The sequence below is a fragment of the Paraburkholderia sp. BL17N1 genome (assembly GCF_003634175.1).
Lineage (GTDB): Bacteria > Pseudomonadota > Gammaproteobacteria > Burkholderiales > Burkholderiaceae > Paraburkholderia.
This window is the reverse complement of the sequence record NZ_RBIW01000003.1, coordinates 17,374-38,037: the sequence shown is the minus strand read 5'-3', so window position 1 is coordinate 38,037 and position 20,664 is coordinate 17,374. Positions and strand designations below refer to the sequence as shown.

Genomic DNA, 20,664 nt, shown 5'->3' with positions numbered 1-20,664 from the left:
GCTTGTGCCTGTCGCTACCAGCAGACCTTGCCGCGCTCGCGACACCTCTACAGACGTGCAGCATGGATGCAGCAGAACATTTACGTGACCACCAAACCCTCGCTTCGACTGAAGGTTGTGAGTCTCCGCAGTTCATGAGAGCACTTAAATCCCCATAGCTGCGTAAATTTCTGCCGTCCTGGTCCACTCCGCGGTTTCCTCCCTCGAGCGTTGTCCAACGCCTGCCCGCATGCGTCGTCGTGTACTCACGCGGTGGCAGACATGGGCAGGCGTCGAACAACGCTTAACAAGAGCAGTCGGTCACTGTCAGCGCGATACAGGCATTTGAGTGGCCGCTCCGCATCGAACAGCGGACCTACACCAGTAGCCTTGCCGCTGGGCGCGACGTGGCGCTGGAGGGCATCTGCGTAACGCGAGGGCATCATATTGGTTGCAGCCGATTTCGTACGGGCTCGCCCTGGTATCCGCAGTGGATCCGCCTTCACGGCCCATCTCCCTCCATTCCCAGTTCCCGGCAGTTGCGTCATTTCGTCATTTCGCGGGCCAGCACGCATGGATATTGACGGCAACGGTGGAAAAGTTCGAGTTGGCAAGGTCATGCAGCGCGGCGGCCGATAGCTCGCTCACGCGGGTCATGTCGTCATAGGAGTGCTTCTGCAACTTCCCATCCGGCGACGCCGCCTTGTCCGTGCCGTTCAGCGGCGGGGTGCCGGCCACGGCCGCCGCGCTCGCCGGCAGCGTCGGCACGTCGGCGGCAGACGCCACGGGAAGCCTCCCGTTGATCCCGCGTTGCGACGTATGGTTCCAGCGGGTCGCCGACGGAAATTTGGCGTCCAGCCGATGCGTCGCACATCCTTTCGATGAACTTCCGGGTTCGGTAACTTCCTGCCAGGCATACGACCGAAAAACGCTTCGTGTTGTCTCATTGAGAATAGCGATGCTAATTAATCTGCACGTAGCAGACACCATGGGGGGCCATCATGAATGCGAGGGTCGCCGTGCTCGCTTTATCCCTGCTATGGATCGCGCCCATGAGTTTCGGACAAGATAACTGCTCTTTGCGAGCGTCGGACCGATTCGGTTCAACTCCACTATTTGACTATGGCGGTGGCATTGCCTTCACCGTTCCTCGATTTGAAGTAGACGCGGACGGTGCGCCCGACTCATACCGCGTTGATGGGAAAGGGCTCTCTTATACGTGCGACGGCATAACTGCGCTTGATGCCAAAGGACGGCGTATCAACAAAAAGACAGATCCGGTTCACTGGCAGGAGCGGTGTAGGGCGGCATGGGCGCACGCAACGACGACAAAGGACTACTCCCACATTGCAATTTTCGGATTTTTGACGGATCGAACAACAGGCCAACCTTTGGTTCAGAAAGACGGGGATCCGCTTCCAGGCGTAGCCTACCTGACGACCACCTCTGTCTCAATTCCTGGCGTGTCTGGAAATGTGCAGAGGAAGTGGTTAGATGCCAACTTGATTCCGTATATCGTATTGCCCGTCAATTTCGTCAGTCGGTATCGTGTGAAGCCGGGCGCTATCGCGCTCGTTTATCGGCCGAAAACGGACGTGCTCACTTTCGCCGTATATGGCGACGGCGGCGATCTAGGTGAAGGTTCCGTGAATCTTCATCAAGCATTAAAGAACGATCCAATTGTGGTAAGCGACGGAGTTCGGCGCGCCAAGCAAAAGATACCGGATAAGATAGTCGTCGTCTTGTTTCCCAGTCAAGCGCCTCGCATTTCCGCGCACGCTGCAGCTTGGAACCGCGCTATCGAGGATGAAGGAAACAGGCTTCTGACTCGGCTTGGAGGCGGAGCTACCGTAAAGGAGTGCCTAAAGAAGTAGCTACCCAACACGACGTCTGGATGTCGGCATACGAGACGCAGTTGTTAATAATATAAGTCGCGAATTAAGAGATGGCTTACATAAAATATTTATGCTGTTGCATAAATGCAAATGTGCGGAAACGCGCATTTACGCATATCTCCCTTTAGCTACTGTCTCGTATGGTCATAACATAAATCATGAGACGCCGATTGACCAAAAGATATCCCCATAACGCCATGTTTCATCGCGTTCCGCGAAGTCGAAAGTGATCGGGGGCCGCGTCAATTCACATTTTAAGACAAACCATAAAAAATGAAACTCGGGATAGTGGATGACACGGCGGATATATTCTAGCCGCTCATACAAATCGGAGTGCGCACCAAGTAGGTGAGATCGATCACTGTCATCGACCGCCACGTGCAACCCGCAGGTAATTTCAAAGGATCTGGCGTGATGAGTCCGTTAATTCTACGAGTAGTTAAGATTGCACTAGCCGCCGCTCCTTTCATCTGCACATGCCAGGCGATCGCACAGTCTTGCGAAAAGCAAGTCGCTCCGATGAACTTCCAATTCAGAGCCGATCCTAGCAGTCCCAAAGGACGTCCGGTCAACGTAGGGATAGTCGCTAAAGGCTTTGTGGACATCAGCGGCCTTGAAGTTGTGCATGGCGTCGACGTCTCTAAATGGCAAGATCAGACGGACTTTACTAACCTTCGCAGTTGCCTTGAGAGCACGGGCCATAGATCTGGTCAAGGACTGATGCATGCCCCCTTCGTCTACGTGCGACTGACTGCTGGCGAAGACACCGATAACGAACTGCTGTATCGCGCTCATTGGTACAACGCGCGCAGCGAGAGCCTACTGGTTGGCCCCTATCATGCTTTCGTGGTGCAAGACGTTTCAGTACCTCTCACCTCCGTGGACAAAGCGAGAGCAGTCCGTCTTGAGCAAGTCAATCTCAGTTCCGCGGACAAGCAGGCACGTGCTTTTAGACAGCGTCTCGGCGAACTGCTTCTAGCCGATCCGATCCAAGACACCGCGCACGGCGAATATGGCAAACCTTATTTGCCTATTGTCCTTGCGTTGATTGAAAAACCTCAACAGAAGTTCAGCGACGACGATAGGCGAGCGATTGGCAAATTCTACGGTGAAGCGGCATGCAGATGGATTGATCAGGTCCGGTCCCACCCTAGTTTCCGCGGCCAACGGATCATCGTATTCACTTCCGCTAGCGTATTCGCTGACTACGATCTAGCTTCTGCGCCTTGCGATCTAGGTGCCGAAGGTATCTGGATTTCTCAACACACACTAGACGGTTCACGGTATGGCGATCTTTCTGACGACGAGGACCGTATGCGAGTTCAGGAACTCTGCAAAGGTACTGGCGAAAAAAGTCGTTGCATCATTCAGCAATACACATCTTATGGCGGATTCGCGCTTTTTAGTAAGGATACTCCGTTAGATCTTGATCGCTTCTACGGCAGCGAGGCCGACCTTTTGTCACTGCTGCAGCATGCAAAACACCCGGAGCTGTGGAAATGAAACCTTTCTGCGACTATCACCCAGCATTGTCGTTGTCACAACGAGGTCACGTCGGATGGGTCAAGCGTATTGCTTTCCTCATGTTTTTATCCGGTCCGGCGTTCTCGCAACCGAATTGCCCACTTCCCAAATACATGGCCCCGCTGCCAGCGTCGATTGAGAATCCAAACAGGCCATGGGGAAAGACAGATACTGGCGCCATCGTTGACGGTTTTGTTGGCCTGAAGACGGTGCCCGAGCTGATACACGGCATTGACTTATCCTCAAATAACGTAATCAAGGACTACGGTAAGTATTCCCGATGTGGCGCGAAATTCGCGTTCATCCGTCTCGACTCAGCGTTCACGCGCCACTCGCAGGCCTTGGCGACACAACAATGGACCACCATACCCTACGTGTTCATGCCGATTCCCACACAAATGAGGCACTCGGCGTCCTACTCTCGGATCCACAGCGACAATTCCGAGCTGATCGACCGCGAACTGAACAGTTTTGCCGAGGCCGGGACGGCGAACGCAGACGAACTTCCCGATGCGCTTCAGCAGGTCGGCCTGAAGGAGGTACCTAGAATCTCCTTCGCGGGTCTGTCAGGACGGCTCATTGCTCTCGATGTCGAGCAAAAACTCGATGTGGAGAACAATGCGACTGCGAGACTCTACTATGGTCGCTTTTATGCGCGGTCCATTTGCTCATGGATAGCCAAGACAAAGCTGCGCTATCCCGACATCATCATCATCATCTATTCGACGCCTTCCGTGTTTGGCGACTACCTAAACTTCGCATACCAGCAAGATGACAATTGTCTACGGGGTATCCCAATCTGGATGGCGCGCACGACGAGGGACGGCGGTGACCTGATCGGCGTATCCGGTTCAAAAGAGGTAAATGACCTTTACTCCCAGCGCACGTGTTTGCAACCAGCCGGCAATAGATGCATCGTCCATCAGTATTCGCATCGAGGCGTGGTTGGCGCAGTCCTTCCAGTGAGCGATCCGTCAACTCCTCACGTCGATTTCGACCGTGCCTTTCCAGTCAAGACGATACAGGATAGTAAGACAACACAGTACGTACGGCGTTGATCTCGACGTCTGTTCTCATCCTTCCTACGGGCGAGCATGCCACGATTTAACTCGATCACCGTAACAACGATAGTTGCATCGACTGGTCGAAGGAAGGCAAAACAAGAAATCGACGAGCAATTCCGCGGGCGGCAATGACCGTTCTACGTTGATTGTGTTGAAAAAGTCGCCCGATGTTGAGATTGTTGGGTATCCTGGAAGACATCGATCGACGGGAGTGATTCGTCATGATGGGGCAACTGGGCAGCGGACAGGACAAACTCTTCTACTCGTTTAACATCGATAATCACGTCCCTCGCGAACACCTGTTGAGAGGCATCGATCACTTCCTTAATCTGCGCGATCTACGCCAGCATCTCGCGCCGTTCTACAGTCCGATGGGTCGGCCGTCGATTGATCCGGAGCTCATGATCCGCATGTTGATCGTCGGCTACTGTTTTGGCATCCGGTCCGAGCGCAGGCTATGCGAAGAGGTGCATCTGAACCTGGCGTATCGATGGTTCTGTCGCCTGGGCCTGGAGGACGCCGTACCCGAACACTCGACATTCTCCAAGAACCGCCACGGTCGTTTCCGCGATAGCGATGTACTACGCCATGTGTTCGAGTCGGTGCTGGGTCGGTGCATGTCCGAAGGGCTCGTAAAGGGTGAAGGATTCGCGATTGACGCAAGCATCATCAGAGCCGACGCGAGCTCTGCACGCGGTGTTCCGGGTTCTGGGCCTATCGACTGGGGTTGCGTCAAGGGACAAAGCCGCGCGGTGCGGGAATATCTGGAAGCATTGGAGAAAGCGAATCCAGCGGGCGCAGACGCCGCCGAGGAGGCAGAGACATCGACACCTCCAAAGAAGATATCCCTGACAGATCCCGCTGCAAGCTGGACGGCCGCCAAGGGTAGCCCGGCGTTCTTTGCCTACTCGACCAATTATCTGATTGACCTGCAGGCAGGGATCATCGTTGACGTCGAGGCGACGCCCGCGAACCGCTCGCACGAGGTGGAGTCAACCAGGACGATGATTGACCGCGTTGAGCGGCGGCATGATCTCAAACCTCGACGTCTTGCAGGCGACACCGCGTATGGCTCAGCAGCGATGCTTGCCTGGATGATCGAAGAGAAGGAAATTGCACCACATGTTCCGGTCTGGGATAAGACGACGCGCAAGGACAATACATTGTCCAGCAGCGAGTTCCACTGGGATGAACTGGCCAATGAATATCGCTGTCCCACCGGACATGCACTGCGCAGTGATCGGCGCAAATTCAGGAATCCGCGCTCACGCGTCACGAAGGCTGACACGATCATCTATCGGGCAAGCCAGCTCGACTGCGAGAGCTGTTCGATGAAGGACTGCTGCTGTCCGAATACACCTTTTCGCAAGATCGCCCGCAGCATCCATGAAGCTGCGCGCGACGAAACGAGGCGTATTGCGAAGACGCCCGAATACAAGCGATCTTGCCGTGAGCGAAAGAAGGTGGAAATGCTCTTTGCCCATCTCAAACGCATCCTGAAACTGGACCGTTTGCGACTGCGAGGTCCAAGCGGTGCTCATGATGAGTTCCTGATGGCAGCGACTGCGCAAAACCTGCGAAGAATGGCCAAGCGGTTCATGTCAGGATGCAAGCAGATGAACCAGGCAGTTGCATGACGAGAAATAAGGATCGTTGCCTCGCCCAAGTTAACCGCTTCGCCGATCGTCACAACTCAAAAACGTGCTGTCGCCCCCAGTGCCCCGAACCAAAAGAAGACTTTTTCAACAGTATCCGTTGGCACCGGCCGATCGGGCGGGACCAAGTCCGTTTTCCGCTTCGGGTCGAGTTGAGTCGGCACACACCGATCGACGGCGGGTTATTTATCTATTCGGCATCGGATCGTGCTCGACTCAGAAGACGACATATGCAGTTTTCCTCGACAATGATGGTTCAAGAACGGCTGGGTAAGAGGTTAAGACTGGACGCGGATCTCGCACAGTGCGTGCAACAGGGACAGCGTCAGCACGCAAGCAGTGGTCGCTGCGCTGAATGAACCCGCTGGCTTGCCGCGGCAAGTACCTACAAAGGCCAGTTCGCCCGTGCCCAGTCCACCAGATTTACCAGATTGTCTCCGCCGCTTACCGAATTGTCGGCGTCGCCGTTGAAACTCACCTCGCTCGATACAACGCCACACGCACGAACTTGACTTCCATTTTCAAACCAGGCGAAAAATGGTCCGCCAGAGTTTCCATGATTGAGGCTCGCCTCCGTTTCCAAGGTTTGACCGTCGTCGTCTTCATAATCGTCTTCGAAGGACTGCCAGCTCTGCACCGCCGGTCGCTCCCCGCTTGCGACATCGAATGGATAACCGACGTTCTCCCATACATTGAGCCCCCTCCATCCGTCGTCAAAGCTCGTCGTGCCGATGTAGCCCAGCCGGTTGCCCATCGGATCAAACAACCGCAAGACCGCATAGTCATGAGACAGATTGAAGTCTGAGTCGTCAGTCCCGTAGTGGCGGGCGTCACTCACATAGGAAGAGCCGAACGGTTCGGTGCCGTCAAAGTAGTAGGGAGTGAACTTCATCCACCAGTTACCGGTTGCGATGCTATTCCAGGGCATGACGTGACGAGCGGTCAAAACGAGGCGGTCGCCTATCAGCACGCCCGATCCAGACGTGCCGTCGCTGGTAACAATCTTTCCGGTGAGTAGCCATGGCCAACTTGTGTCGAACAGGACCTGGCGGGCATCTCCGGGAAATACCGTAAGCGGCTTCACCTTGCGCCCCTTCCCGTCTCGCATCTGCGGCCGCGGTCGCTGAATGCCGGTCTTCGGGGTGAATCGGACGCCCATCCATTCAGGCCTGAACGACGGATGGCCGGAGATCTTGCCCATCGTATCAGTCTGCTCGTGTCTCTGGACCGTGCCGCCCATCGGCAGCGCCTGGATCGATCCGACACTCTTCTCAATGGTGATTTTCCACAGGCTTTGATCGTCGGGGCGTACGTCGATTCGCTGACATCTCACTTTCGGCGAAAGCTCCACGCCGGATGGAACAGTTACGTAGATCGCCGGTCCGATAGATTTTGAGGGTAGATGAGGGTTTTCTTTGGTGGCGGAGAGCGGAGTGAGGGACTCGAGCTCTTCCCTTGTCATTGGGCGCGGGCGGTTTGCGTGAGAAGGCATCTCGATTCTCCCGAAGCGGTTGATGGATTTGACGCGAGCAGGCAATTGAAAACTTTTCTCTGCACTTAAAACGAACTTTGCGCTTCCGTTTTAAGAGCAGTGCCGACTGCCAGGAAGTACCAAGGTAGCCACTCGGGCTAGGGAACGCTTGCAGTGGAAGTTCGATCCACCCTTGAAGCAGGTGAACGGCGGAGACGGGTCGACAAACGTTAGCGGCCGTCGGGCGGCGGACGGCCAGTTGCGGTCCTTCGCACTTCGGAGGCGAGCGTCTGACGGCAAACTCGACAAACGAGCCAGCTCCGTTTTCCAGTGCTGCGTCCAGCCGCGCAGTTCGATGGCCCATTCCGGCCGACCCATGAGTTCTGTTCGAGAAATCTCAGCATGTGATTCTTGTCAAGACAAAGCTTGCTGACCACGGCCTATCATTCCATTGTCATCTTTAATGGTGGCCCTAGATCTGATAGGTCACGTTGTCACAGACAAAATATCTTCAGAAAACAACGAACACTTCGCTGTCCGTATTTCGAATGTGCGGTAGACCACGTATTTGGTCCGAAACGCCATGTGAGATTGTTATACGATTTATCAAGGCAACAAAATCTTCCCTAGTCCAACGAAGTCCTGAGATTACTTTGACCCGGCTATGACCGCCGGACGGTGCTTCGCTAGGGCATCGATACCGTCAAATACAAACTTGTAACGCCGTCGATCTCGATGAGGGGATGTCATGCGACATCTACGCCATGCCTGGCTGGTAATAGCCCTCGCCATACTTCCGATCTCGTGCAACGCGACTGGGTAACCTAGTACGCTGATTCGGAGAAACCATGTCATTGTCTTTCGATCCCGGCTACGACCTGATGCCATTCCAAGAGTTGGTCGATCGGGCACCGGACAGCACCGTCTATCCCTTCGACTCATTTCGTACAGAATGGGGACCGATCTTTCACCGCGGTCGCCTGGACGGCACGGCAAGGATGCTGTGCATCGGGCAGGATCCGGCGCAGCACGAGGCAATCGCGCGGCGTATTCTGATTGGGACCGCCGGACACCGAGTCCAGGGATTCCTCTCCAAGCTCGGCCTGACTCGCAGCTATGTGCTGCTGAATACGTTCCTTTACAGCGTGTATGGCCAGACAGGTGGGAACCAGCACATCAACGATCCGGCGATCACCGTCTATCGAAATCAATGGCTTGCCGCCATCATGGGAACGAGGATGATCGAAGCGGTCGTCGCGTTCGGCACGCTCGCCGATGCCGCTTGGCAGAAGTTCATCGCCGACCCATCCGGCACGAGCTTCGCTCAAGTGGCATATCAGCACGTACCTCACCCCACGTCTGCGGAAGGACACGGAGGGACACCGGAGCAAGTCGCGGCAGCCACCAAGGTGTTGTTGGAGAAATGGAATTCGGCGATCCAGGCTTTGCGGCCGGCCATCAAGCATCCCGATGCCAGTCAGCCTTTTGTTCCTTACGGCATTAATTTCGCACCCGCTGACCTGATCACTATTCCCCGGTTCGATCTGCCCGCAGGCATGCCTGCCTGGATGTGCGGAGACGACGGCTGGGCGACGCGTACGGGAGTCTCTGCCGGTGACAAGCGCAAGACCATCACGATTGAGGTCCCACCGGGAGTAATTCCCTAATATGAAGCTGATTCTTACCGGGCGCATCGTTACCATGGACGCTGCCAGAACTGTGCTTGCGACGGGCGCCGTATACGTCGATGGGAACGCCATCGTTGCCGTACAGGACGCCCAGGAGCCGGTACCGGCAGGGTTCGACGCTGCGCGCAGGATCGACACCCACGGCATTGTCTTCCCGGGGCTCATCGAACTCCACAACCATCTGAGTTACAACGTTCTACGACTTTGGTCGGTTCCTGCATCTTTTAAAGATCGTGGGCAATGGCAGCGCCATCCGCAATACGTTCGGCAGGTCAATGGCCCGATGCTCAAACTTTCGCAATCGTCCGATCCGAGGGTTCTTGCCGCCATTGCCCGTTTCGCTGAGACGAAGTGCATTTTGGGTGGAGTAACGAGCAGCCAGGGGATTTCCCTCAAGTCGGATCATCTCCAGAAGTATTACCAAGGGGCGCTCAGAGTGGTCGAGGCCCCACGCGATGCCGATTTCTTCAAAGCGGCCACCCATATTCCTGATTTGCATGCAAAGGACTGGGACGCTTTCAATACGGAGCTACATAAAGCTCACTGTTTGCTGCTGCATCTCAGCGAGGGATTCGACCGAACCGCATTGGACGCTTTTAAAGCGCTGCAGAACCCAGCCACCGGCGCATGGGCCATTAACGAGGCGCTTGCGGGCATCCATTGTGCCGCGCTGGGCCAAGAAGAGTTTGGCGTGATGAAAACCCACGGGGGGGCGATGGTGTGGTCGCCGCTCAGCAATTTCATGCTTTATGGTCAAACTGCAAAGGTGGACCTGGCGAGAACGCGAGGTATTCCGATCGCCCTTGGGTCGGATTGGTCGCCGTCAGGCAGCAAGAACCTGCTCCACGAGTTGAAAGTTGCCAAGGTCGCGAACGATGTCCGGCGCTACGGGTTTAGCGACGCCGATATCGTCAGTCTGGCGACCAGCAGTGCTGCCGCAATCGTCAAATGGAATAACCAGGTCGGATCACTGGAGGTAGGCAAGCGTGCCGATATCGTTGTGATCACAGCCCCGGCAGCAACCGATCACTACTCGGCCATTATTGGTGCGAGCGAGTTGGATATTCAACTCGTCCTGATCGACGGAAACGCTACAGTCGGCACGCCAACCCTGATGAAAGCAATTGGCGCCTCGGGCGAAAGCATAACGGTTGGTGGCGCTTTGCGGATCGTCAATTATGGGCAGCCGGATCCGGAGATCGCGCCGATCCCTTACACCGAGGCGGTCCAAGTGCTTACCGATGCGTTAGCTAACCTGCCAAACATTCCTACGGCTCCACCTGGACTAATACAAGCTGTTTCTGCGAGACCACAACGCCGGTGGACGCTGGCACTGGATGAGCAACATGACACAGGTTACTCGCTTCGCCCCATGTTACCGTTCATGGGGCAGCCGACGGGTCCTGATGTCACCAGGGTGGCTCAGGCCGGTATCGTGACCGCCCCCATCGGGCCGGTTCCCCTCGACAAGGCAAGTGTCCCGGACGATCACCAGTACGCTGCCAATCTCAACGGTCAGTTCAACATCCCTCAGGACATCAAGGATGGTCTGAAAATCTACTACCCCGTCTAGAGGAGAACACCAAGAAATGGTGGTAATCAAAGGCTGCTTTCTAAAACGCCACTAGCGGTAGCCACACGGCCCTTCAAGACTCTGTCGTCCGACGGGACTAAAGACAGTACTGCGGCGTAACTGGCCATCTCAGAGGAACCCGGATAGTCAAAAAACATTTATGCAACGGAGGCGCCAGTATCGAAGGCGGCGAACAGTGCAGTGCCGTGGATTTTCGAGGTACGACCGGGGAACAACCCAACAAAGGAGCAATGGATCATGGCCAACAATACTCACGTCATCCTTCCGGGTAGCTACCGGGCGGCTGCTAAGGGTGCGACTCGTGTCGGCGACGTCGATCCCGATCGCCGTATCGAATTGATTCTCGACCTGAAGTCGCGGGAGGCTCTGCCTGATGGGGCCGTCACGTCAACCTGGTCGCCGGAAAAACTTGCGGCGGCCTATGCGGCAGCTCCCGATACAATCGCGAAGGTCAAGGAGGTACTCAGTCAATATCACCTGCAGGTGGAGCAAAGCCCGACGCACACGCCCTCGCTATATGTCTCGGGGCGTGCTGCTGATGTGGAGAGCGCGTTTCGGCCGGGGCTGTCCATCTACCGCGAAGCCGGCCAGGGCGCCTACGTCGGTCGACGCGAGGGGACATATTCGATCCCAGCCGAATTGAAAGATCTCGTGCTGGGCGTACACGGCTTGGACGGCCGCCGGGTGTTCCGGCGTGCTACAAGGCCGCGCCCTTCTGCAGCGGCAGCCGTAGCAGCCGCAACGATCCCGGGCCTGTCGCCGGTGCAGTTGCAGCAACATTACAAGTTTCCCGATGGGGATTGCAATGGCCAACGCATCGGCATCGCGGAATTCGGCGGGGCCGTCTTCCAGCAGGACCTGGCCACGTTCGCTCAGCGATTTGGTATTGCTACCCCAAAGATCGAGATCAAGGCCCTGCTTACGAAGCAGGACCCAACTGACCTGGACACCAGTTCGGAAGTCAACATGGACGTCCAAATCGTCGCGGGCCTGTGCCCCGCAGCGGAGATTACCGTCTATTTTGCCAAGTTCACGCAGCAGGGATTCATCCGGATGATGGACGCGGTGATCGCCGATCGACCCGTGGTGCTATCGGTTAGCTACGGGGTTTCCGAGGATGACCGTCACACTTGGTCGACCACGGCCCTCGGCGCCATCGACCGGCGCCTGAATGCTGCTCGCCTGATCGGCATCACAGTATGCGTTTCCACGGGCGACGACGGGACCGGTTGCGACATGTTCGACGGCGGCGTCCACGTCGAGTTTCCCAGCACGAGTCCGCATGTACTCGCCGTTGGGGGAACAATGATCAAGGACGGCGTGGAATCGACCTGGTGGGACGCTCCGGGCACGCGCTTCGAGCCAAATAGCGAACAGCAGACAGGCGGTGGGTCGACTGGCGGCGGTGTTAGCGATCGCTTTGCGCGGCCCGACTGGCAGAACGGGATCCAGGTAACTTCGCTCAATCCCGTCAGCACGAATGGCCGCATCGTACCCGACGTCGCGGCGCTCGCGGGGGATCCGGGGTCGAGCTGCTTGATGCGGTTCCAGAAGCAAGATGGCAGCATAGCCGTGGGATGGGTGCCCGGCGAGGGCACCAGCGCAGCGACGCCGCTGTGGGCCGCACTGATCGCGCGCACGAATGCCAAGTTACCGGCGGGCAAACAGCAGCGCTTCATCGCTCCTCTGCTATACAAGGCGCTCCCCAGCGGCGGCACGGTGGGTGCCACTGCCTGTACGGCGGTCAATTCAGGCCACAACAACGACTCGGACCCCGATCCCGGCATCGGATATCCGGTGATCGCCGGAGGCTTCAGTGCCGTTACGGGTTGGGGCATCCCCGACGGCCAGAAGCTGCTCGCCACGCTCATCCAGGTGAGCTAAGGCTGCAAGCGCCACGGTTCGGCACCCAACGTATCCTGGCGGCGCTGGCGTCGTTAGGCCCTTCGGAACAAGCTGTCGGATTCGAAGGGCCGGCCAATCCAGACGACAAGCCTGTGACGTGAACTGCCTGTTGGCAAGCGTTTAGTTTATTTGAAGAAAAACCGAGTACTTCATTACAAAATAAAAATGAGGTGAGAAACATTGCATGCCGCGCAGCCTCGCTACAGGCAACTACTTAAGCTGTTACCGGCAGATCTTGCTGGGATCGAGCGAATACTTATGCACACGGGGCGACAAAGGCAAAGAATAAAACAGTGTGCCGTATTTCAATTGAAATAATGGACTCGCTCGTCGTTCTGGGTAAGAAGGGCCGCCCGTGTGTCAAAGGAGAATTGACGTGTCCCGCTATCACGCTCGCATCACAGGAAAAGATTTCGCAGCCTTGGTAGATCTCGTAACGAAGTACAAGATCACGGTCGCGCGCCACACGATCGAAAAGGTTTCCGACGGCTATTGTGTCGACGCGCACTTAACCGATGAGCAAATCACCGCGCTCACGGCGGCTGGCTATAAGGTCGAGCAGTTAGAGGACGCGGACGCACAGGGTAAGGTACGGCAGTCGGAGGTACGCGCACGGAACGCGGCGCCGCACATGGCCAATGCATTATCGGTGGCTGCGGCCACAGCGTATCTCGATGTCATACAGGTGGAAGCCGCGCTTGCCGCCGAGAGCGCCGCGCCCAACGACAGCTTCACTCAACTGATCAAGCTGCCTCATCCGACTTGGGAAAAGCGCACATGTCACGCGCTGAAGATCGCAAAAGGCAGCGGCGCGAAGCGTCCCGGCATCTATTTTTTGGGCGGCGTGCATGCACGCGAATGGGGAAGCCCAGACATCCTGATTCATTTCGTGCAACTGCTTTCGAATGCGTATCGAACGAACACGCCGATCACAATCGGCACGCGCACATTCGACGCGGCGGATATCAGGAACATTATCGAAACGAAAGACGTTTTTGTGTTTCCACAAGCCAATCCTGATGGGCGCCATTACAGTATGACTGCGGAGTCGATGTGGCGCAAGAACCGGCGGCCCGCGCCTGCGGGGCATACAGAGCAACAATGTTGCGGCGTCGATATCAACCGCAATTACAATTTCCTGTGGAATTTTCCGCAGTACTTCGATCCGCAGTGTCCTATTCAGAATTCCACCGATCCTTGCGACTACCAGGTTTATATTGGACCGTCGGCTGAGTCGGAGCCGGAGACGAAAAACGCCGTGTGGATGTTCGATACGTATCCGCACATCCAGTATTTCGTCGATCTGCACAGTTTTTCGGAAGACATTCTGTACAACTGGGGTGATGACGAGGACCAGAGCACTCATCCCGACATGAATTTCCAGAACCCGGCCTACGACGGCAAACGCGGTATCGCAAACGACCAGGCGTATCGCGAGTACATCGAAATGGGGGACAAGAAGATCGCGGTCGAACTAGCCAACGAGATGCGCGACGCGATCAAGGCGTCGCGCGGACGCGTTTACAAGACCGAGCAGTCGATGAGCCTCTATCCGACGGCAGGCACCTCCGACGACTACGCGTACAGCCGCCACATCATCGATTCAAAAAAGGCGAAGGTGTTCTCTTATACGATTGAGTGGGGTAGCAAACATAATTCGACGCCGTTTCATCCCGTGTATACGGAGATGAAGCAGATTATCGATGAGGTCACTTCGGGCCTGCTGGCGTTCTGTATTGCAGCCAAGTGAGATTGCCCAGCGCTGCGCGCTGGTGCGCCTTCCCGAACGGCGGTTTTTGCCGAGATGGAATGGACACCGCCCTCCCTTAAGGGACGCTGGGTCCCGCAGATACGCTGAGGCCCTCCAGACCCGATCGGCATCAATGCGAGAGTGGCGTTTCGACACGGTTTCGACACGTCCACTTGAGGAACGGAGCGCCAAAATGAATTCTTCGATAGAGGCTGACATGGACTCAATCACGGCCGCAATCGTTGCGGTCCTACCTGCGCTCGCTGCTAACACGGTCAAGTCTGGCGTTGAGGATGCCTACGAGGGCCTGAAAGAAGTGATCCGCCGTAAGTGGGGCGACGCCAACCCGATCAGCAAGGCGATAACAGCGGTCGAGGAAGACCCTCACTCGAGCGCGCAGGATGCCGCTCTCGAAGAGAAGGTTGGCGCCGTCAATGCCAGTGAGGACGCCGAGGTGCTGCAGGCGCTTCACGTGTTGGTCGAGCAGATGAAGATTCACGGCATCGGGGGTGAGGCCGTCGCCCGCATCCAGCTCAACATCAGCGGAGGCACCCAGACCGGCATCATCGGAGCGCAGAACGTGAGCGCGGGATCGATGACCTTTGGCAAGACCTAGCCGCGGGAGGCGCTGCGATGACTGAACCGACGGTCAGAGCGACGATCTCAGGGGGCACCCAGACCGGGATCATCGGCGCGGCCACAGTCACGGCCGGGCAGATCATCATGTACAACTATCCGCCGCCCGTCGCGGAGCCGGCGGCTGTTGCTGAGGCAATCGACCCATGCCCGTATCCGGGGCTGGCGTATTTCGGGCCGGATGACGCGGACAGGTTCTTCGGTCGCAACGAGGCAATCGGCAAGCTGGTGACGGCGGTGGGTCGGCAGAGCTTGACGGCCCTGGTCGGTGCTTCCGGCAGCGGCAAGTCGTCGGTCGTCCTGGCGGGTCTGGCCCCGCGCCTGCATCTCGCAGGCGGATGGTTGTTCAGCTACTTCAGGATCGGAAATGAACTCGATGGCGACCCGTTCCTCGCGCTGGCCCGAGCCTTGGTGCCCTTCTACGTCGCGAGCAGCGATGAGACCGAGCGCCTCGTCGACACCAGGAAGCTCGCGCAGAAGCTGCGGTCAGGCGAGCTGACACTGCGCGACGTGTTCGCGGCCTGCCGCGCTCGGAACAAAGGCAGCCGCATCCTGCTGATTGCCGACCAGTTCGAGGAAGCCTTCACGCTGGTTCCGGACGACGCGATTCGCAACCAGTTCATCGACGTGCTGCTGGCTGGCTTCCTCGATCGGGGATCCGGCGCCCCCGATATCAGTCTGGTCTTGACCTTGCGCGCCGACTTCTACGGCCGCGCGCTGCTGAATCGGCCGCTTGCCGATGCTCTGCAGGACCGCGTGGAGAATCTCGGCCCGATGAGCCGAGAGGAACTGCGGCTCGCGATCGAAAAGCCGGCTGAGAACGCCACAGTGTCGTTCGAGCCCGGCCTCATTGAGACGCTGCTCGACGATGTCGAGAGCAAACCGGGCAGCCTGCCGTTGCTGCAGTTCGCGTTGCGGGAGATGTGGGGGCGTCAGACGCAACGTAAGATCACCCGAAAGAGCTACGACGATATTGGCGGTGTCGAAAGGGCGGTGGCGCAGCGGGCCGAGACGATCTATGGGGCGATGACCGAGAATGGCGCGAACCCGCAAATGGCGCAGGCCTTTCAGCGCCTCTTTACCCGACTAGTGGCGCCCGGCGAAGGCCAGGAAGACACCCGGCGCATCGCCGACCGGCGCGAGCTCGGCGATGACGTCTGGGCGCTGGCGCAACACCTCGCCGGCGAAGACAACCGGTTGGTCGTGACCAACGCGCCGGCATTTGCGCGCGAGACCGCCGAGGTGGTCCATGAGGCCTTAATCCGCCACTGGCCCAAGCTCGTCGACTGGATCAATCGAGACCGCGCTTTCCATTCTTGGCTACGGCAGATCAAGTCGAACGTCGAGCTTTGGTCTACCGACCCGTCCGACGACGGGCCGCTGTTGCGCGGCGGCATGCTGGCTCAGGCCAGGGACTGGCTTGCTCGGCGCCGTGACGATCTCAGCACGGCAGAGAAGTGCTATATCGAAGCGAGCCTCGCGCTCCAGGAGCAGGTGGAAGGGGAGCGGGAGACCGCACGTCAGGCGGAGATCGGGCGACAGCGGGAATTGACAGAGGCAGCAGACAAAGTCGCAAACGAACAGCGTCGGCGCGCGAGGGCCTGGAAGGTAGGCGGATTGGCCGCTTTTGTGCTCGCCGCCGTCGCGGTATTTACCGGCTACGAAGCTTTTATGGCTAAAAAACGAGCCGATCTGGCGGCCATCCAGGCTTTGCAGGAGCGCGATCTTGCGAGTTTTACTGCGGATACGACGAAAAGGGTGTCTGGTGCCACGTTCGCCAAGGCTGCGGAGTTGGCGTCCATCATGCAAAAAGCCGTTGCGTCGAATTCGGCATCCGATAGAGCAGAAGCTTTTGATCAATTTGCGCTCTACTACAACGATGCCGGAGATTGGCAGCTTGGCCGCCTCGCGCGCCGGGAAGCGGAAGGCTTGTTGCGAGGGAGCTCTGATCGTGTCGCGGTTGCTCGCCATCACGAAGTATCCGGAGATCTCCAGTGGGGCGACCCCGCCTCCGCGCTGAGTCAATATGGAGCAGCCCTAACCCTTCTTCAGGGCTCTGGGGATTTTGCCACCGAGCGTGCCAGAGTCATGCGAAAAATGGCTCTTGCGCTGATTAATCAGGGAAAGCTTGACGAGGCAGTAAAAAAAGTCGACCAGGCCAATTCTATTATTAAGGACAAGGTACCCTCTTCCGAGCGAGCCTTCCTACTCTCCGTGTTGGGGCAAATTGAACTGGCTCGGCAAAATGACTTGGTTGCGATAGGATACTTTCAACAAGCAGCAGATCGTTTTGCTGACGTACTCGGCGCCACCCATAGAGATTTGCTCGCCGGGCTGAGATTAGGTCAAACTCTCCAAATGATGGGGGATGCGGAACGCCGAAAGGGATTGGCGCATGCTTACGATTCCTATGACGGGGCGATACAGTCTTTAGAGCCAGTGCTTGCCGATGATCCGGCACTCCTTGACGCCCTCCGATCCACTGAGTTAGCGCGTCGCGGGCTTCGCTTGATGTCAATGACCAGTAGGAATGATGCAGCAAGAGTAGCGTCATTTGATCGGGCGAAGTCCGATTTCGAAGCCAACTTCGGAGATGGCATAGGAAAGTTCCGATATGGCATGACGACTGCGGCAGTTAACCTCTTGTTGAAGCCACCGTTTGACCAAACGACGCTATCCAATCTGGACCGGGCTTGGGAGTACAGAACAAGCGATGTCCGGTATCTTTGCCGGTGGTTCGGAGGTCGCCCTCCTGACGGAGTAGGCTGTGGGGCCGGGATCCCTGCGGAAGACCTGACACTGTTGCTGTTTCCGAATGGGCCGGCCTGCATGTTAAACAATGGGTATGCGGTCTTTATGTTTGCCGACAATACCCTGTTCAGGATTGTGGTCAGGTTTTCCCGGAGCTCCGATGCCTGCCCGGAAAGGCTGGAAAGTATTGAGGAGTTTGCTCGCCGCTTTCGCATAACGGCGTCCGGCGGCTACGGTACGCGTCGCCTGCGGTATGAGACCGACAAGGTCGGACTTGTGGCATTTTCGGATGACGACGTAGTCGAATTTGATTTCGAACAGCGGTGAGGTTAGCGGTCATTCATGGGGCAGCCATGTCAAAGGGGGCGGGCGCGTGGTGGCGCCGCGAATTCAGACAGTGGAATAAGTGGAGCGACTGGTCTCATGCCCTTTTTAGGCGCATCTTGGCGGAGCGGGGCGGTCGGCGCATGTAACGCTTCTCAAGCGGTACCTGGCCTAACATCGCCGGGCTTCTACCGCCACCTTTCACGCGTTAAGCGGCCGAGCAATCTACGCTTAGATAGCACGCATCGAGGTGCCTTGCATGCACGGTTTGAGGTTGACCCGGTTCGACGGATAGATTTGCAGTTGAGTTCAATGCGGTGTGGCACCTCCCGATAAGGTCGAATCGCGGGTTGTCCACGGCCGGGCGGCGGGTCGCCTGTCACGACCACGACGCTGCCCGGCGGTGGGCAACCCGCGCGGCGATAAGCTTTGACCTTGCGCATGCAGGTTTTCGAACTCGAGCGGCGAACAGTAGCCGATGCTGCTGTGCAGGCGGCGTATGTTGTACCAGCTCTCCAGAAACGAGAACAGACGCCGCCGTGCCTGTTCGTGGGTCGCGAAGTGTTCGCGACAGAGCAGTTCGGCTTCGAGTGTGCCGAAGAACGACTCGCACATCGCGTTGTCATAGGCATCGCCGGCCGTGCCCATCGACGGCTGTACGCCTGCTTCGCACTTCGTCCCATGCAACACCTCCTCGATCAAAGGTGTTGCGACGACCGGTTGAATCCGCCTTGACAGCCTTGATCGGAATGTAGAATCACACCGTCATGGCGTCGTTGCTGCAACGCCATGTCCAGCGCGCGTACCATCAGTTCGGTGTACAGATGGTTGGACATCGCCCAGCCGATGATGCGACGGCTGAACACATCCAGCACGACCGCCAGATAGAGGAATCCTTCACCCGTGGGTACATAGGTCGCATCTGCGACCCACAGCACGTTTGTCGCGTCGGCACTGAAGTGCCGGCGCACCAGATCAGGCGCACGCCGGGCGCCTGCGCGTGGCCGTGTGGTGCGCGGCCAGCGCCGCCGGCTTGCCCCGCACAGACCCGCCATACGCATGAGGCGCGCCACCCGCTTGCGCCCCATGTGTACGCCTTCGCGCGCGAGCTGCGCATGGATACGCGGTGCCCCATACGTGCCGCGCGAGCTCGCATGTAGCGTGCGGATGCGCGCGAGCAGTTGCGCATCGCTACGTGTGTGCATCGCGGGCTCTCGCACCAGCCAGGTGTAATAGCCGCTCGTCGAGACGCCGAGCAGCCGCGCCATCATCGCAATGGGCCGTGCCCGGTTCGCTTTCATGAATCCGTACCGCCCTTCGGTGGAATGGATCCCGTCTCCCTCGCGAACCAGGCTGCCGCGTGAGAGAGTATGTCGCGCTCCATCTTCAGTTGCCGGACTTCACGACGCAACCGTGTGAGCTCCTGCCGTTCGGCTGTGGTCAGACCGTCATGCCGCACACCTGTGTCGCGATCAGCCTGCGCCACCCAGTTGTAGATGGTCTGTGCAGTCGGCTCGAACTCCTTTTCCAGTTCCTCCGGCCTGCGTCCGGCCTTCACCAACTCGACCATTTGCGCCCGAAATTCCGCCGGGTACGGGGTACGATGCTTGCCCATAATCGGCACCTCCTTCTCCAAAGGATAGATGTCCGTTTTTCTGGGTCAACTTCAGTTCCGTACGGGAGGCGAAGTCTTGCTTCTTGGAGTATGTATTCGTTACAGCCAATGGCCGTTGTGCACTCGTCACCACCCGTTCGACGGGTCGCTCGGCGAACGTCTCAGAAGGGTCGCGAGTACTCATTCACTCGCATCGCACCTGACATTCGAGGCTACGACGGCGCGAACGGCGGCAAAGCGCCTATCAGCTGCCTCACAGTGGCCGACACTCCAACGTCCGCAATGGCCGAGTTGCGCGCGTAGCGCGTCCGTCAGGTTCCGGAGCATTGCGGCCGCTTTAGGGTAGCCCGTAGGAAATGTGTCACAGCTTCGCCAGGAAACGGAGAACTTTCGTTCGACGCCGCCGGCCAACCGTTTGGTCCTGTCGCGGAATCCCTCAATGGGTGGCGAGAAAGACGGCAATACCGGTTTCCGGTTCGCAATGAGGCGCGCCAGCACGCACCGCCGGTTGTCGAGTTTCGTGGTGAGCGAACAGTCGACGCGTTCCCCGCGGCCATATCGAAGCCGCGGGGCCGCACTCTTCTCCTCACTACCCCGATCACGCCTGTTCTTTCGTGACGTGTGAAAGAATACGCCTATTCTGAACCCCGCCGTTACGCAATCTAACGGGCAAAACAGCCTCTATTCGTGAAGACAGGACGAAGCTTGCAACGGGGGGCATCCTCATGGGCCAGTATGGAGCCAAGGCGATCCTCTCAACGAACGGCGAACCCCGCCAATCAATTGCCTTTTGACAGGTTGCGGACGGCGTCC

The 20,664-nt window shown here is 57.6% G+C and carries 12 protein-coding genes and 1 pseudogene; 10 read left to right on the top strand and 3 right to left on the bottom strand.

Annotation, left to right across the window (positions count from 1 at the left end):
* Positions 1 to 531: 531 nt before the first annotated feature.
* Positions 532 to 765: a hypothetical protein gene (locus tag B0G82_RS35935; protein WP_121311100.1), complete on the bottom strand. Its 234-nt coding sequence runs from the start codon at positions 763 to 765 to the stop codon at positions 532 to 534.
* Between the two features lie 266 nt (positions 766 to 1,031).
* On the opposite strand from B0G82_RS35935, the gene B0G82_RS35930 reads away from it, so the two are divergent.
* The 4 genes from B0G82_RS35930 (at position 1,032) to B0G82_RS35910 (ending at position 6,099) form a co-directional block, all read left to right on the top strand.
* A complete protein-coding gene (locus B0G82_RS35930; RefSeq protein WP_158608215.1) occupies positions 1,032 to 1,853 on the top strand; it encodes a glycoside hydrolase family 75 protein in 822 nt (273 codons plus the stop codon).
* A gap of 540 nt (positions 1,854 to 2,393) precedes the next feature.
* Complete coding sequence (locus B0G82_RS35920) at positions 2,394 to 3,377, top strand: hypothetical protein (RefSeq protein WP_147439631.1); 984 nt, start codon at positions 2,394 to 2,396, stop codon at positions 3,375 to 3,377.
* Positions 3,374 to 4,456: a hypothetical protein gene (locus tag B0G82_RS35915; RefSeq protein WP_147439629.1), complete on the top strand. Its 1,083-nt coding sequence runs from the start codon at positions 3,374 to 3,376 to the stop codon at positions 4,454 to 4,456. The genes B0G82_RS35920 and B0G82_RS35915 overlap by 4 nt, the downstream gene beginning before the upstream one ends.
* A gap of 227 nt (positions 4,457 to 4,683) precedes the next feature.
* Entirely contained in the window at positions 4,684 to 6,099 is a 1,416-nt protein-coding gene (locus B0G82_RS35910) for a transposase (protein WP_121311095.1), read from the top strand.
* Positions 6,100 to 6,502: 403 nt separating this feature from the next.
* On the opposite strand, the gene B0G82_RS35905 is transcribed toward B0G82_RS35910, so the two are convergent.
* Positions 6,503 to 7,609 (bottom strand): serine protease, encoded by a 1,107-nt coding sequence (locus B0G82_RS35905; RefSeq protein ID WP_121311094.1) that lies wholly within the window; start codon positions 7,607 to 7,609, stop codon positions 6,503 to 6,505.
* An 827-nt stretch (positions 7,610 to 8,436) separates the two neighbouring features.
* Here B0G82_RS35905 and B0G82_RS35900 point away from each other — a divergent pair.
* From B0G82_RS35900 to B0G82_RS35875, 6 genes are all read left to right on the top strand, one after another.
* Positions 8,437 to 9,255, top strand: coding sequence for a uracil-DNA glycosylase (locus B0G82_RS35900; protein WP_121311093.1), 819 nt, complete (start codon positions 8,437 to 8,439; stop codon positions 9,253 to 9,255).
* Position 9,256: 1 nt separating this feature from the next.
* A complete protein-coding gene (locus B0G82_RS35895; protein WP_121311092.1) occupies positions 9,257 to 10,849 on the top strand; it encodes an amidohydrolase family protein in 1,593 nt (530 codons plus the stop codon).
* Between the two features lie 258 nt (positions 10,850 to 11,107).
* Positions 11,108 to 12,754: a S53 family serine peptidase gene (locus B0G82_RS35890; RefSeq protein ID WP_121311091.1), complete on the top strand. Its 1,647-nt coding sequence runs from the start codon at positions 11,108 to 11,110 to the stop codon at positions 12,752 to 12,754.
* A gap of 397 nt (positions 12,755 to 13,151) precedes the next feature.
* Positions 13,152 to 14,525, top strand: coding sequence for a M14 family metallopeptidase (locus tag B0G82_RS35885; RefSeq protein ID WP_116120787.1), 1,374 nt, complete (start codon positions 13,152 to 13,154; stop codon positions 14,523 to 14,525).
* Between the two features lie 193 nt (positions 14,526 to 14,718).
* Positions 14,719 to 15,141, top strand: coding sequence for a hypothetical protein (locus tag B0G82_RS35880; RefSeq protein WP_116120789.1), 423 nt, complete (start codon positions 14,719 to 14,721; stop codon positions 15,139 to 15,141).
* Positions 15,142 to 15,158: 17 nt separating this feature from the next.
* Positions 15,159 to 18,239, top strand: coding sequence for an ATP-binding protein (locus B0G82_RS35875; protein ID WP_121311089.1), 3,081 nt, complete (start codon positions 15,159 to 15,161; stop codon positions 18,237 to 18,239).
* Positions 18,240 to 18,686: 447 nt separating this feature from the next.
* Here the strand turns inward: B0G82_RS35875 and B0G82_RS35870 are convergent.
* Positions 18,687 to 19,851: pseudogene (locus B0G82_RS35870) on the bottom strand (IS3 family transposase); the annotation flags it as partial.
* Positions 19,852 to 20,664: the final 813 nt, after the last annotated feature.